Origin of the sequence: Neorhizobium galegae, assembly GCF_017877135.1 — a bacterium.
In the GTDB taxonomy this organism is placed as follows: domain Bacteria; phylum Pseudomonadota; class Alphaproteobacteria; order Rhizobiales; family Rhizobiaceae; genus Neorhizobium; species Neorhizobium galegae_A.
Genome location: NZ_JAGIPH010000005.1, coordinates 330,093 through 344,909, shown reverse-complemented (window position 1 = coordinate 344,909; position 14,817 = coordinate 330,093). Strand labels below are relative to the sequence as shown.

The window sequence follows — 14,817 nt, the reverse complement described above, 5'->3', positions numbered from 1 at the left end:
CAAAGCCACTGGAAGCAGTCGGCCCGGGCGCTATACTGGTCTTATGAAACGATTGCAGAAACCATCCGCCCGCGCATGAAACAGTCCGGCAATCCCAACCTGCGGGCAAATCTCGTTGCCTCCTTGCGCAATCGCAAGCAGCGCGATCAGCTGCGTGAGGAGGAACTGTCTGCGCGCGACGAGGGCGGCCTGCTGGTCGCCTCTTACAATGTCCACAAATGCGTTGGCGTCGACGGGAAATTCGATCCGGCCCGCATCGCCCATGTCATCCGCGAGATCGGCCCGGATGTGCTGGCGCTGCAGGAGGCCGATACGCGGTTTGGCGAACGGCGCGGGCTCCTTGATCTCAACTGGATGGAGCGTGAGACAGGACTTGTCCCCGTGCCGCTGTCCGGTGTCTCCAAGGCCCATGGCTGGCACGGCAATGTGCTGTTCTTTCGTGAAGGTGTCGTCCGTGACGTGCATCAGGTGAAGCTGCCGGGACTTGAGCCGCGCGGGGCGCTGATGACCGAACTGGAGATGAAGGACGGCCATGTGCTGCGCGTCATTGCGGCCCATCTGGGCCTGCTCAACCGCTCGCGCCAGCAGCAGGCCCGCATGATCCTCGATCTTCTGTCGGCCCGCGACGAGCAGCCGACGATCCTGATGGGGGATCTCAACGAATGGCGGCTGGGGGATCGATCCTCGCTCAACTCGCTGTCTGCGATCTTTCGCGGCATGCCGGCCGCCGTCCCAAGCTTTCCGTCGCGCCTGCCGGTTCTGGCGCTCGATCGCATCATGAGCAACCGTCCAGACCTCATCGAGCGCGTGCGCGTGCATGACACGGCGCTTGCCCGCACCGCCTCCGATCATCTGCCGATCAAGGCACTGGTGCGTCACGCCGCACCGGCCTGACGGCCCTCAGTTGATGGGTGCATGCTCCGGCATCAGCCGCTTTCCCACCTCGGCTGCAATGGCAAGCGATGCGGTGAGCCCCGGGCTTTCGATGCCGAAGAGGTTGACCAGTCCCGGCACGCCATGCAATTCGGGGCCGTCAATCCGGAAATCCTGCGCCGGATCGTCCGGCCCGCTGATTTTCGGGCGGATGCCGGCATAGCCGGGAGCGAGAACCTCGTCCGGCAGATCCGGCCAATAGCGCCGGATGGCCGCGTCAAAGCCTTCCAGGCGTTGAGGATCGACGGCATAATCCACCGCATCGATCCATTCCACATCCGGGCCAAACCGTGCCTGTCCGGCGAGATCCAGCGTCAGGTGGACGCCGAGCCCATGGGTATGCGGAGCCGGATAGATGAGGTGGCGAAACGGCGCCCGTCCGGCCAGCATGAAGTAATTGCCCTTGGCAAACCGCGTCGGTGGCACGGCCGAGGCGGCAAGCCCCGCGATGTTGCCGGCAACATGCGAGGCGGCAAGACCGGCTGCATTGACCAGCATGGCGCACGAGATCTCCATCGGATCTGCCCCACCGACGCCAACCACAAACCCTTGAGCCGTGATCCGGGCCGAAACAAGCGGTGCATGGAAGGCAAATGCGGCGCCGGCATCTTCCGCATCGCCGCGCAGCGCCAGCATATAGCCATGGCTGTCGATGATGCCGGTCGAGGGGGAGTGGAGGGCGCCCCGGCAGGCAAGCGCCGGTTCCAGCGCCTGCGCCTGGCGTGCCGTCAGGAGGCGAAGGTCGCTGCAGCCATTCGCGATGCCCTTCTGGGCCAACCCTTCGAGAAGCGGAATTTCCGTGTCGTCTGCCGCGACGATCAGCTTGCCGCAGCGGCGATGCTCCACGCCATGCGAGAGGCAAAAGTCGTAAAGCTGCTGTCTCCCCTCAACACAGAGGCGCGCCTTTAGGCTACCTTGCGGATAGTAAAGCCCGGCATGGATCACCTCGCTGTTGCGCGAGGAGGTGCCGGTTCCAATAGTGCCTTCGGCTTCCAGAACCAGGACCGATCGACCGGTTCTCGAAAGCTGACGGGCGACGGCAAGCCCGATCACGCCGGCTCCCACGACAATCGCATCGATATCCGACAAGTGTCTCTCCTCTTTTGCTTGGGTCCGAGCCTGAAGTCCCCGGCGTTCGTCGCTTGCGGGACCGCAGGGGTGGGCGTTGGAAGGATATTTCGCCCCGTTGGCCCGCCGGGGAAGATTATCTCTACCAATTGCGTAGAGTTAAGATACATTAACCGAATATGAACAACGATGTTCAAGGGAGAGACACGCATGAGCCATGTTGATCATCCGGTATCCTTCCGCCCCCGCCTCGAAACCGCAGGCGTTTCCGCAGGCCGCCAGCGTCTTCTGCGGCATTTGAACGGTGCCCTCGTCATCGCCGCCTTCATCTTCGTTTCCGCCGGTATTCTCGGCCTCTTCAACTAAACACGGTTTCCTCCCGCCTTGCCACGGCCTCTTGCGCTCCTGAAATTTCAGGCGCGCAAGAGGCCTTTTGGTATGCGGTGAGGGCTGCACGGATAGGCCCGTCTTTACGGCCTCAATCCGTGCCTTTTCGCCGACAGACTCTCACATATAAAGGTTTTAGACCGCGCGGTCGCCTTGCGACGCAATGATGCTTGAAAGCATCAAGTGTTGATGTCATGGAACCAACTGCATCCTGCGGACTTAACGCCGTCAGCATGTATCGCGTCTTGTGGAGTGGCGCGCATCATACATCGCCTTTAGTCTTCCAACCGGCTGTTTACGTTCAGGTTTCATTCAGACCTGGCGGGGTAGAGCCGGGCGGTGATAGTTTTGGAGAAGCATGTGAACAGGTTCTACCCTTGCGTTCGCGTTTCAGGCCACCCCGCACGCGCGCGGCAGGTGCCTTTCTCTCTCCTGTTTTCCGCACGTCTCAAGCCGGACCGGATCGAAGCTTGACGGTTTCAACCGACCAAGTCTTCCTCCCTCAGTCAGTGCCACTCATTCTTAGAAGCCGCCCCGATGTCATTTCATAATACGCCTGCCGCGACCCCGCGTGAAACCGAAGGCAAGCAGATCGACCATAACGAGGCGATCCGCGCGACCTATTTCAACGCAGAGGATCTGCGCGCCTGTGGCGAAGCTCTGGCACGCGACGGCGTGCAGTCGCTGCCGGGCTTCATGGCGTTCGATTTTCGCGAGCGGCACAAGGAAAACGAGAAGGAGATCCTGAGGGTCTACCGCTCGACGGCCAAGGATGTGGAGGCCGGCGCGACCATCACGCCTGCGGCCGAATGGCTGCTCGACAACCACTACATCGTCGAGGAAGCGATCCAGGAAGTCCGCCGTGACTTCCCGCGCAAGTTCTACAAACAGCTGCCGACGATGCGGATTGGGTCGATCGAGATCCCGCGCGTTCTGGCGCTCGCCTGGCTTTATGTCGCCCACACCCATAGCAGTCTGTCGCGTGACAATCTGACGGCGATGACGGAAGGGTTTCAGGTCCATCAGTCGCTGGAAATCGGCGAGCTGTGGGCGCTGCCGTCCTTCATGCGCTTTGTGCTGATTGAAAATCTGCGCCGCATTTCCATCCGCGTCGAGCGCTCGCGTCATATGCGTCAGAAGGCGAACGAAGCCGCCGACGAAGTGATCCGCCTCAACGACGAGGCCGCCTGCAGTGAGCTTTTTGCGCGCATCGCGCCGCTGACAAGCGACAATACCTTCGCCACGCAGTTCCTCTATCGCCTGCGCAATGCTTCGCAATCCTCAGGTTTTGCCATCTCCTGGCTGGAAGCTCGACTGGAAAAGGCCGGCACCGACACCGAAGAAGTGATGATGGCGGAACACAACCGCCTCTCCTCCGGCAACGTGACGATGGGCAACATCATCAAGAGCCTGCGCGAGATCGACGACACCGAATGGAGCGTCTGGTTCGAGGAAGTCTGCCTTGTCGACCAGGTTCTGCGGGCGCAGAGCGATTATAACGAACTCGACTTCGGCTCGCGCAATTCCTACCGCAACCGCATCGAGAAGCTTGCCCGCTATTGCGGCAAGAGCGAGATCGAGGTGGCGCGCGCCGCCATTGCGCTCGCCGACGAGGCGCGCAGCGCCCCCGTTCCCGATCCGCACAAGGCCAATGTCGGCGCCTTCCTGACCGGCATGTATCGGCCGGAACTGGAAAAGGCGGTCGGTTACACGCCGACCATCGGCCAGCGTATCACCCGCACCATCCAGTCGATGAACTGGCTTTCAGTTGCCGTGCCGGTTCTGTTGCTGACCTTCCTGGCGCTTGCCATTGTCGGCGGGTTCCTCGCCCATGCCGGCATGTCCTGGCCGGTCATCGTGCTCTTCCTCCTGATGTTTTCGCTTCCGGCTTCGGAAGGGGCAACCGGCCTTTTCAATACGCTGGTCACCTATGTGGTGAAGCCTTCGCGCCTCGTCGGCTACGAGTTCAAGAACGGCATCCCGGAGGATGCCCGCACGCTGGTGGCCGTGCCGTGCATCATCAACAACCGCGATACGGTGGATGAACTGGTGCGTAACCTCGAGGTTCACTACCTCGCAAACCCGCATGGCGAGATCTATTTCGCGCTGCTCAGCGACTGGAAGGATTCCGCCGTAGAGCAGACCGATGCCGATCTCGAAGTGCTGGAATATGCCCGCCGCGAGATTACGCTGCTCAGCAATCGCTATGCCTTCGATGGCCGGACGCGGTTCTACCTCCTTCACCGCCGTCGCCTCTACAACCCCTCCGAAGGGGTGTGGATGGGCTGGGAGCGCAAGCGCGGCAAGCTGCACGAGTTGAACCTTTTGCTGCGTGGCGACAAGGACACGACCTATCTGCAGGGCGCCAACACGGTTCCCGAAAACGTCCAGTACGTTATGACGCTCGATGCCGATACGCGCCTGATGCGCGATGCGGCAACCAAGCTTGTCGGCAAGCTGCACCATCCGATCAACCGGCCGGTGCATGATCCGAAAACGGGCCGCGTCATTCACGGTTATGCGCTTCTGCAGCCGCGCGTCACGCCGTCGCTCACCACGGGCAAGGATGCGTCGGTTTTCCAGCGCGTCTATTCCGTCAGCCGCGGCATCGACCCTTATGTCTTCACCGTATCCGACGTTTACCAGGACCTGACCGGCGAAGGCTCGTTCACCGGCAAGGGCCTCTACCACGTGGATGCGTTCGAGACGGCCCTTCGCGGCCGCATCGAGGAAAATGCGGTGCTGAGCCACGACCTTCTGGAAGGCTCGTTTGCCCGCTGCGCCCTCATTACCGATGTGGAACTGGTCGAGGATTTCCCCACCCGCTACGAGGTGGAAGTGTCGCGTCAGCATCGCTGGGCGCGTGGCGACTGGCAGCTCCTGCCCTACATCCTCGATCCGCTGCGGGGCGTCACTGCGCTTGGCCGGTGGAAGATGGTCGATAACCTGCGCCGTTCGCTCACCCCGATCGCCTGGTTCTTCGCCTCGGTACTGGGCTGGTATTTCATGGATCCGCTCGGCGCGCTCGTCTGGCAGATCCTCCTCATCTTCTCGCTGTTTGTCGCGCCCACCCTCTCGCTCATCACCGGCATCGTGCCGCGCTCGACCGATATCGTGCCCAGCGCCCATTTCTATTCGGTCTGGTCGGATATTCGCTCGGCCAATGCCCAGGTCGCGCTCCGCATCGTCTTCATCGCCGATTCCGCCTTCCGGATGATCGATGCCATCGTGCGCTCGATCTACCGCCTGTTCGTCAGCCGCAAGCAGATGCTGGAATGGCGTACCGCCGCCAGCATCCAGTCCTCCGCACAGGGCAGCCCGCAGGATTACTACCGCTCCATGTGGCATGCGCCGGTGGCCGCCGTCCTGGCCCTGATGATTGCCGCCCTGCCGGATGACAATGCCTTCCTCGTCGGCATTCCCTTTGTCATCCTCTGGGTCGTCTCTCCGCTGGTGGCTTGGTATGTGAGCCAGTCGGCGGAAACCGAAGATCGCCTGTTCGTGCCGGAATCCGTCTCGGTCGAGTTGCGCAAGATTTCGCGCCGGACGTGGCGCTATTACGAATCCTTCGTCACCGAAGACCAGCATTTCCTGCCGCCGGACAATTTTCAGGAAAAGCCCGAGCCGATCGTTGCCAAGCGCACATCGCCCACCAATATCGGCGTCTACCTGCTCTCCGTCGTCTCGGCCCGTCATTTCGGCTGGATCAGCTTCCAGGATACGCTGGAGCGCATCGAAGCCACGGTTGCGACCGTGGAGAAGATGGACAAGTTCCGCGGCCACCTGTTCAACTGGTATCACACCGACAGCCTTTTGACGCTCGGCCCCCGTTACGTCTCGACCGTCGACAGCGGCAACCTTGCCGGCCATCTGATCGCCGTCTCGTCCGCCTGCCGCGAATGGGCGGAAGCGCCGTCTGCGCATCTGCAGGCCTCGCTCGATGGCATCGGCGATGTGGCCGGCATCCTGTCGGAAGTGCTGAACGAACTGCCGGACGACCGCAAGACCGTCCGCCCGCTGCGCCGGCGCCTGGAAGAGCGCATCATCGGCTTCGGCAATGCGCTCGCCGCCGTCAAGCGCGAGCACGAGTTTGCCTCGATCCGCATCATCAACCTTGCGGTTCTTGCCCGCGACATCCAGAAGCTCGCCTCCAATCTCGACCATGAGGTCAGTTCCGCGCAGAGCACGGAAGTCACCCGCTGGGCCGAATCGCTCGTCGGTGCCTGCGAAGCGCATATTGCCGATACCACCTTCGACATGACCAATATCGAGCCGCTGCGCCAGCGCCTGACGCAGCTGCGCGACCGTGCCCGCACGCTCGCCTTCTCGATGGATTTCACCTTCCTCTACCGCAAGGATCGCCGTCTTCTATCGATCGGCTACCGCGTCGAGAGCAATGATCTCGATGAGGCCTGCTATGACCTTCTGGCGTCCGAATGCCGCCTGACCAGCCTCTTTGCGATTGCCAAGGGCGATCTGCCGACCGAGCACTGGTATCGCCTCGGCCGCCAGGTCGTGCCGATCGGTGCGCGCGGCGCGCTGATCTCCTGGTCGGGCTCGATGTTCGAATACCTGATGCCGCCGCTCGTCATGCAGGAGCGTCAGGGTGGCATTCTGAACCAGACGAACAACCTGATCGTCGAGGAGCAGATGAACCATGGCCGCCGGCTGAACATCCCCTGGGGGATTTCGGAAGCCGCGTTCAATGCCCGCGACCATAACCTCAACTACCAGTACACGAACTTTGGTGTGCCGACGCTTGGCCTCAAGCGCGGTCTCGGCCAGAACGCCGTCGTCGCCCCCTATGCATCGATCCTCGCCAGCCAATACAATCCGCTGGCAGCGCTCGAAAACCTGCAAAAGCTGCGTGCCGTGGGTGCCCTCGGCAAATACGGCTTCCATGACGCCGTCGATTACACGCCGACCCGCGTGCCGGAAGGCAAGAAATGCGCGGTGGTGTTCAACTACTATGCCCACCACCACGGCATGTCGATTGCAGCCATTGCCAACGTCGTCAACAACGGCAAGCTGCGCGAGCTTTTCCATGCCGATCCGGTGGTGGAAGCGGCTGAACTGCTGCTGCAGGAAAAGGCGCCGCGCGAAGTGCCCGTCATGGGCTCCAAGTATGAGCCGGAAACGCCCGGCAAGGGCCAGGCCGATCTCTTGCGCTCCGAAATCCGCACCATTCAGGATCCGGCCGGCCGCGATCGCGAACTGGTCTTCCTGTCCAACGGTCACTATTCCACGATGCTGACGGCAACCGGCACCGGTTACTCGCGTTGGAACGGCATGGCGGTCACCCGCTGGAAAGCCGATCCGGTCGAGGATCGCTGGGGCAACTTCCTCTTCCTGCGCGATACAGCGAGCGGCCAGTGGTGGTCGACGACGGCCGAGCCGCGCCGTGCGGAAGGCGAAAAGGTCAAAACCGTGTTCGGCGATGAAAAGGCCGAATTCGTCAAGACTGTCGGCACGCTCACAAGCACCGTCGAATGCATCGTGGCAACCGAACACGATGCGGAAGGCCGTCGCCTGACGCTGCTCAACACGGGCACCGAAGATCGCTTCATCGAAGTGACCTCCTATCTGGAGCCGGTGATTGCCAATGAGGATGACGATAACGCCCATCCGGTCTTCTCGCGCATGTTCATTCGCACCGAGATCGGCCGTCGCGGCGATGTGATCCGTGCCTGGCGCAACAAGCGCAACCCGAACGAACCCTCGATGCACATCGCGCATCTGGCCGCCGACAATGCCGGCTCGTCGCGCCCGACCGAGTTCGAGACGGACCGTCGCCGCTTTATCGGCCGTGGCCGCACGCTTGCCGAAGCTGCCGCATTCGATCAGGATGCGACGCTCTCCGGCACGGATGGCTTTACGCTTGATCCGATCCTGTCGCTGCGCCGCGTCGTGCGCGTGCCGGCCGGCAAGAAAGTCAGCGTCATCTTCTGGACGATCGCTGCCCCGAGCCGCGAGGAACTGGACGGCGCCATCGAGCGCTATCGTCACCCGGATGCGTTTGGCTCGGAACTGACGCAGGCCTGGACGCGCGTGCAGGTGCAGATGCGCCATATCGGCATCAGCTCCCAGCAGGCAGCGGCCTTCCAGCATCTTGGCCGTTACCTTGTCTATCCCGACATGTATCTGCGCGCCGATGCGGCAACCGTGGAAGCCGGCCTTGCCTCGCAGCGCCAGCTCTGGGGCTTGTCGATCTCCGGTGACCTGCCGATCTTCACGCTGCGCATCAATGACGAAATCGACATGGATGTGGTGAAGGAGGCGCTGTCGGCGCAGGAATATCTGCGCTCGCGCGGCGTCATGGCGGATCTCGCCGTCGTCAACGAAAAACCTGCTTCCTATGCGCAGGATATGCAGCACGCCATCGATCACATCAGCGAAAGCGTGCGCCGCCTTGGTCAGTCCGAAGGCCGCCAGCAGGTATTTGCGCTTCGCCGCGACCTGATGGACGAGGAAACCTGGGCCGCTCTCATCGCCGCCTCGCGTGTCGTTCTTCACGCCCGCAACGGCAAGATCGAGGATCAGGTCAACCGCGCCGTCTCGCTCTTCTCGTCCCCGCGCGGGGTCGAGGTGGAAACGGATCGTCGCGTCCTTCTGTCTGCCGAAAACTTTGGCGCGCCGGTTGCAGCACCCGTCACCGATCTCGACTTCTGGAACGGTTACGGCGGCTTCTCCGGCGATGGCACGGAATATGTCGTGCGCCTCTCCGGCGGCGGCGCCACGCCGCAGCCGTGGATCAACGTGATCTCCAATGAGAATTTCGGCTTCCACATCTCGGCGGAAGGCGCCGGCTTCACCTGGAGCCAGAACTCGCGCGATTACCAGTTGACGCCGTGGTCGAACGATCCGGTCATCAATCGGCCGGGCGAAGCTTTCTATGTCGCCGATCTCGACAGCCTGCAGGTCTCGACACCGTTTGCCGCTCTGTCACGCCGTCCCTCGGTCGCCTTTGAAACCCGCCATGGCCTTGGCTATTCAACCTTTACCGCCAAGGAAGAGGGCCTTTCGCTCACCTTGACGCAAACGGTTGATCGCACGCGCCCGGTGAAGTTCTCGAAGATCACCATTGCCAACACAAGCGACGAGCCCCGCCGCCTGCGCGTCTACGGTTATGCCGAATGGATCCTCGGCAACAATCCGCAGCGCACGCAGTCGTTCATCTTGAGCGGTCGTGACGAGGCAACGGGCGCGCTCTTTGCGACGAACCCTTACAGCATCGATCACCATCGCACGGCCTTCTTCGGCACGGATGTCACGGCGTCTGGCTTCACCACCAGCCGGCGCGAATTCATCGGCCGCTTCGGCTCGATTGCGGCGCCGACGGCGGTTATCACCGCTTCCGGTCTGAACGGTGCGCTGGAGCCGGATGGCGCGCCTTGTGCGGCTCTGGCCTGCGATATCGAGCTGGCACCTGGCGAGGAGAAGGTCATCACCTTCTTCATGGGCGATTGCGGCACCCGCGCGGAGGCCGCAGGCCTTGCCGCAGAGGTCAAGGCTTCGTCCTTCCAGACCGTGCTCGAAACCACCAACGGTTTCTGGCAGGACTTTACCGGCCGCCTGAAGATCCAGACGCCGGACAAGGCGCTGGACAATATGGTCAACACCTGGCTGCCCTATCAGGCGCTCGGCTGCCGTATCCTGTCGCGCACGGCCTTCTACCAGTCGTCGGGTGCCTTTGGCTTCCGCGACCAGCTGCAGGATACGCTGGCCTTCCTGCTGCACGAGCCGGATCTGGCCCGCCGCCAGATCGTCAATGCCGCAAGCCGCCAGTTCAAGGAAGGCGACGTGCAGCATTGGTGGCTTCCGGGCACCGGTGCCGGCGTGCGCACGACCATCTCCGATGACGTGGTCTGGCTTGCCTATGCCACGCATGAATATATCCACACAACCGGCGATGCCGCCGTGCTGGAGGAGCAACTGCCCTTCCTGCAGGGAACGGCCTTGACGCCCGGCCAGCACGATGCCTTCTACAAGCCGGAGATCTCCTCCGAGACGGCCTCGCTTTACGAGCACGCCGCCCGCGCGCTGGATCTGGCGATTGTCCGCACCGGCTCCAACGGCCTGCCGCTTATCCTCGGCGGCGACTGGAACGACGGCATGAACCGCGTCGGTGTTGGCGGACGCGGCACCAGCGTCTGGCTCGGCTGGTTCCTTGCCGCCGCACTGCGCCGCTTCCTGCCTTATGCAGAGGCGCGCAACGACGAGGCTCGCGTCGGCCGCTGGACGGCGCATCTCGGCTCGCTGAAACAGGCGCTGGAAACGGCCGGCTGGGACGGCACCTATTATCGCCGCGGCTATTTTGACGATGGCGGCCCGCTGGGTGCCAACGGCAATCTCGAATGCGCCATCGATTCGCTTGGCCAGTCGTGGAGCGTCCTGTCGGGCGAGGGCGATCCGGCCCGCCAGGAACAGGCGATGAATGCGGTGATGTACAAGCTGGTCGACGAGAAGGACGGCATCATCCGCCTCTTCACGCCGGCCTTTGCCAACACGCCGAAGGACCCAGGCTACATCAAGGCCTATCCGCCGGGCGTGCGCGAAAACGGCGGCCAGTATACGCATGCCGCTATCTGGGTGGTGCTGGCGCTGGCTGGCCTCAAGCGCGGCGACGACGCCTGGAAGGCCTTCCAGCTGTTGAACCCGATCAACCACGCGCTGGACCAGGCCTCTGCCGAAACCTACCGCGTCGAGCCCTATGTGGTGGCAGCCGACGTCTACGGCGTCGGCGATCTCACCGGCCGTGGCGGCTGGACCTGGTATACGGGCTCTGCCGGCTGGCTGTACCGTGCTGCCGTCGAGGGCATTCTGGGCATTCGCCGCGAAGGAAACCGCCTCTTCGTGCGCCCGGTCCTGCCGAGCGACTGGACCGGCTTCACCGCCGATCTGCAGCTTGCCGGCAAGAGCCGTCGTATCGTGGTCGAGAAAGAAGCCGGTGCTGCATCGGTGACTGTGACCGTGGACGGTATCCTGGTTGCCGCCGACGAAGGCCTGTTGCTCGCCTGACAAGGCGGGCTCTGCAAGCCGTCTGTCGGACAGAATTGAAATGGCCCGGCCTGCCCGTCAGCAGGCCGGGCTTTTTTGTGGGGCAAAGGGAAGGCCATGCGATATGGCCTGTTTCAAGCAAAACCTCATGTCCTCTGCGGCAGTGACGAGAGAGAAAACCCGCTGAGGATCTGCCGGTGATAAGGAAGCATTCCTGTGGACCCAGGATGACCTCCGTCCGCGATCTCGTGGACAGAGAAGGTCCCTTGCCGGTCACCTTGCACTGCGGTGCTCGTTGACAGAGCCTTGCCTCGCACGCTGTCGCTCGCCCGTTTCAGCTTCAAGATCGACAAGGATGTGAAGCAGCTTTCCCACCGGATGCCCGAGAGGGCCGGCCCTGCGGCCTCAGAGGAGTTGCGGTATCCCTCCCGCCCGTCAAAAATGGGGATGCTGTCGCCGATAAAAGGTCGCTCCAAACGCCACAGCATTGACGGCCAGATGTCTCGCTACTGCACACAAAAAAACCGGCTATACGGAAGGTATAGCCGGTCCATTGGTTGATCAGTGTGCCGACGTGTGGCGCTCATGGGCGCGCGTGCCGGGCGGCGTGGCGTCAGGCCGGTTGCGGCAGGGCGAGCGTCTCGGCCGTCTTGGTATCGTCCGCCAGAATGCCGCTGGTCTTCAGGAGCGAGGCAAACCGGCCGCCCATGGCGCTGAGTTCATCGAAGGTGCCTTGTTCGATGATTCGACCATGATCCAGAAACAGCACCACGTCCGCATCGCGAACGGTCGAAAGCCGGTGGGCGATGATGAAAGTCGTGCGGTTCTGGCGCAGGCGGTCGATGGCTTCCTTGACGCGGGCTTCGGTTTCCACGTCGAGCGCGCTGGTCGCTTCGTCGAGAACCAGGATCGGCGCATTCTTCAGGATGGCACGGGCAATCGCGATACGCTGGCGCTCGCCGCCGGACAGGCGGTTGCCGCGCTCGCCGACATGCGTATCGTAGCCGGCAAGGCGGCTCTCGATGAAGTCCGTCGCGGCTGCAGCCTCTGCGGCCGCGGTGACTTCGGCGTCGGACGCGCCCTCGCGGCCGAGCCGGATATTGTCGCTGATCGAGCGGTTCAACAGGCCGGCATCCTGAAAGACGGTGGCGATGCAATGGCGCAGCGACTTGCGGGTCACGTTGGAAATATCCGTGCCGTCGATCAGGATGGCGCCATTCTGCGGCTCGTAGACCCGCTGGAGGAGGTTGACGAGTGTTGTCTTGCCGGCCCCGGTCGGGCCGACAATGGCAACGGTCTGTCCCGCCTTTGCGGTGAAGGAGACGTCGCGGACACCTTGCGTGGTGCTGGCGAAATCAAACGAGACATTGCGGAATTCCACCTCGCCGCGCACGTCGGCAAGCTCGCGTGCACCCGCCGGCTCTTCGCGATCCTTGACCGCATCTTCCAGCGTGAAGAACTCCTCAAGCTTGGAGCGGGCTTCAAAGATCTGCGTGGCGAACTGGCGCATCTGGTCGAGACGGCCGATGAGGAGGTTGGCAAAGCCGATGAAGGCGATCACGTCGCCCACCTTGATTTCCCCGTTCCGCACCAGAATGACGCCGATGACAAGGATGATCAGCATCGAAATGGTGGAGGCCATGCGATTGAGCGCGCTGGCAAGCGCCCACCAGTCGAGAACCGGATACTGGACCGAGAGAAGGTTTTCCGTGTAGCTTTTCAGCGCCCGGGTTTCCGCCTCGATGCGGTTATAGCTGTGCAACACGGTGACGTTGCTGATTGAATCGCTGACATGCGAAAAGACCGTGTGATAGTGCCCCTCGACGGAAGCCTGACCTTCCTTCGTGCGGTTCATCACCGTGCGGCCGATGATCCAGTAGAGAATGCCGAGCACGATCAGGACGCAGCTGAGGCGCCAGTCCATGGAAAGCGCGGTCGGCACTAGAAGCACCAGTGCCACAGCGGTTGCCAGATGCGTGCGCATGAATTCCAGCCACAGACCAAATAGCGTCTCGCTGGCGCGAAGCAGCGTATGGAGTGCGTTGGACGTTCCGCGCTGGTGATGCCAGGAGAGCGGCATGGAAATGATACGGCCGAAAGCCTCGGTCAGGAGCGTGGCGCGGCGTCCATGCGCAAGCCTGTCCGCCTCGCGGGCAACGAGCACATATGCCACGGTGTTGAACACGCCGAAACCGCCCCAGATGATCAGGATGGGCGTGACATCGCCGCCGCCGGAGATCGCATCGATGATCCGGCCGAACAGGATTGGTTCGGCAATCGTGATAATGGCCAGAACAATGTTCGCCACGACGACGAGAGAGACCCGGACCTTGCTGGAACCCAGGTATTTCAGCGCTCTCGCATAGACCTGAAACAAGCTCAAAGATGTTACCTCGGTACTGACTGCATCGGTCCGCTCATAGCGCATCGGACCTGTATGGAGGGTGAACGGCGCTGCCACCCTGCCTTGTGGAGCAATATGGCGATCGCTGCTGGTTCACAAGATCCCCCTTGCAATCGCCGCGAGAATAGAGCCCACTATGGAAATCGCTATCGTTCTTCAGTTCGCGCTGACACGAGTAGAAGGGGCTGGTGCAGAGGATTTGCGGTCAAGTAGTTCTAACAATAAATGTCCATGGCTGTCCATGGCAGGGGGTATGAGTGAAAATTCACTCAATTCTGCAAGTTTTGATATTGATTAACGAGATCAAGGCGCCCGAAGAACTTGCGCGAGAGCTTGAAAATCTTCTGTCCGCCTATGGTTTCGATTTTTACGGCATATGGATCAACCACAAGGCGAATGCCGATCTTTCCGATTTTATGGTGGCCGGCCATTGGCCGGAAGGTTGGCGCAAGGCCTATACGTCCAAGAAATACGCGATGATTGATCCGGTGCGTCGGATGCTGATGGTGGCCCAGCGTCCCTATCGCTGGCGCGATGCGATCAACAATTACAAGAACGATCCCTATCGCAAGCGCATGCTCCGCCTGCTGCAGGATGCCGCGAAATACAGGCTGGTCGATGGTTACACGTTTCCGGTCCATGGCCGCACCGGTCTTCTGGGCTATGTGTCCTTCGGTGGGCAGCCGGTCGACCTGTCGCCGGCAGAACTTTCGCTGTTTGAATCGACCATGCGTCGGTTGTTCTGGCGATTTCTGGAACTGCGGGGCACGGCCGCGGAACTGGAGAAGCTGGCTGTTCTCGACACGGAACTCACCAAGCGGCAGATGGAGGTTCTCTCGCTTCTGGCCGATGGGCTGACGTCGAATGAAATTGCCCGCGAACTGCAGATTTCCAGCCACACGGTCGATTGGTACATCAACGTCATCCAGGAAAAGTTCGGAGCGAAGAACAGGCAGCATGTGATTGCCATGGCGTTTCGCCTCGGACTGGTTAGCTGACGGCAAGCTGACAGATTTTTGACCACGGCA

6 protein-coding genes are annotated in these 14,817 nt (G+C 61.9%); 4 read left to right on the top strand and 2 right to left on the bottom strand.

Annotated elements, in window-relative coordinates; genetic code table 11:
• Positions 1-75 precede the first annotated feature (75 nt).
• Positions 76-894 (top strand): endonuclease/exonuclease/phosphatase family protein, encoded by an 819-nt coding sequence (locus tag J2858_RS16830; protein WP_210105974.1) that lies wholly within the window; start codon positions 76-78, stop codon positions 892-894.
• Positions 895-900: 6 nt separating this feature from the next.
• Here the strand turns inward: J2858_RS16830 and J2858_RS16825 are convergent, their stop codons facing one another.
• Positions 901-2,022, bottom strand: a complete 1,122-nt coding sequence (locus J2858_RS16825; RefSeq protein ID WP_210105973.1) for an NAD(P)/FAD-dependent oxidoreductase — start codon at positions 2,020-2,022, stop codon at positions 901-903.
• A 189-nt stretch (positions 2,023-2,211) separates the two neighbouring features.
• Between J2858_RS16825 and J2858_RS16820 the strand changes: the two genes are divergently transcribed.
• The gene (locus tag J2858_RS16820; RefSeq protein ID WP_210105972.1) at positions 2,212-2,367 is read left to right on the top strand and encodes a hypothetical protein; all 156 of its coding nucleotides are present in this window, start codon (positions 2,212-2,214) and stop codon (positions 2,365-2,367) included.
• A gap of 558 nt (positions 2,368-2,925) precedes the next feature.
• Positions 2,926-11,406: a GH36-type glycosyl hydrolase domain-containing protein gene (locus J2858_RS16815; protein ID WP_210105971.1), complete on the top strand. Its 8,481-nt coding sequence runs from the start codon at positions 2,926-2,928 to the stop codon at positions 11,404-11,406.
• 592 nt (positions 11,407-11,998) lie between these two features.
• Here the strand turns inward: J2858_RS16815 and J2858_RS16810 are convergent.
• Positions 11,999-13,768, bottom strand: a complete 1,770-nt coding sequence (locus J2858_RS16810; RefSeq protein ID WP_210105970.1) for a glucan ABC transporter ATP-binding protein/ permease — start codon at positions 13,766-13,768, stop codon at positions 11,999-12,001.
• A gap of 311 nt (positions 13,769-14,079) precedes the next feature.
• On the opposite strand from J2858_RS16810, the gene J2858_RS16805 reads away from it, so the two are divergent.
• Positions 14,080-14,787, top strand: coding sequence for a helix-turn-helix transcriptional regulator (locus J2858_RS16805; RefSeq protein WP_245366368.1), 708 nt, complete (start codon positions 14,080-14,082; stop codon positions 14,785-14,787).
• The last annotated feature ends 30 nt before the right edge of the window (positions 14,788-14,817 follow it).

Coding starts and splice junctions, on each gene's coding strand:
- J2858_RS16830 (WP_210105974.1), top strand. CDS start 76: ATGAAACAGTCCGGCAATCCCAACCTGCGGGCAAATCTCGTTGCCTCC.
- J2858_RS16820 (WP_210105972.1), top strand. CDS start 2,212: ATGAGCCATGTTGATCATCCGGTATCCTTCCGCCCCCGCCTCGAAACC.
- J2858_RS16815 (WP_210105971.1), top strand. CDS start 2,926: ATGTCATTTCATAATACGCCTGCCGCGACCCCGCGTGAAACCGAAGGC.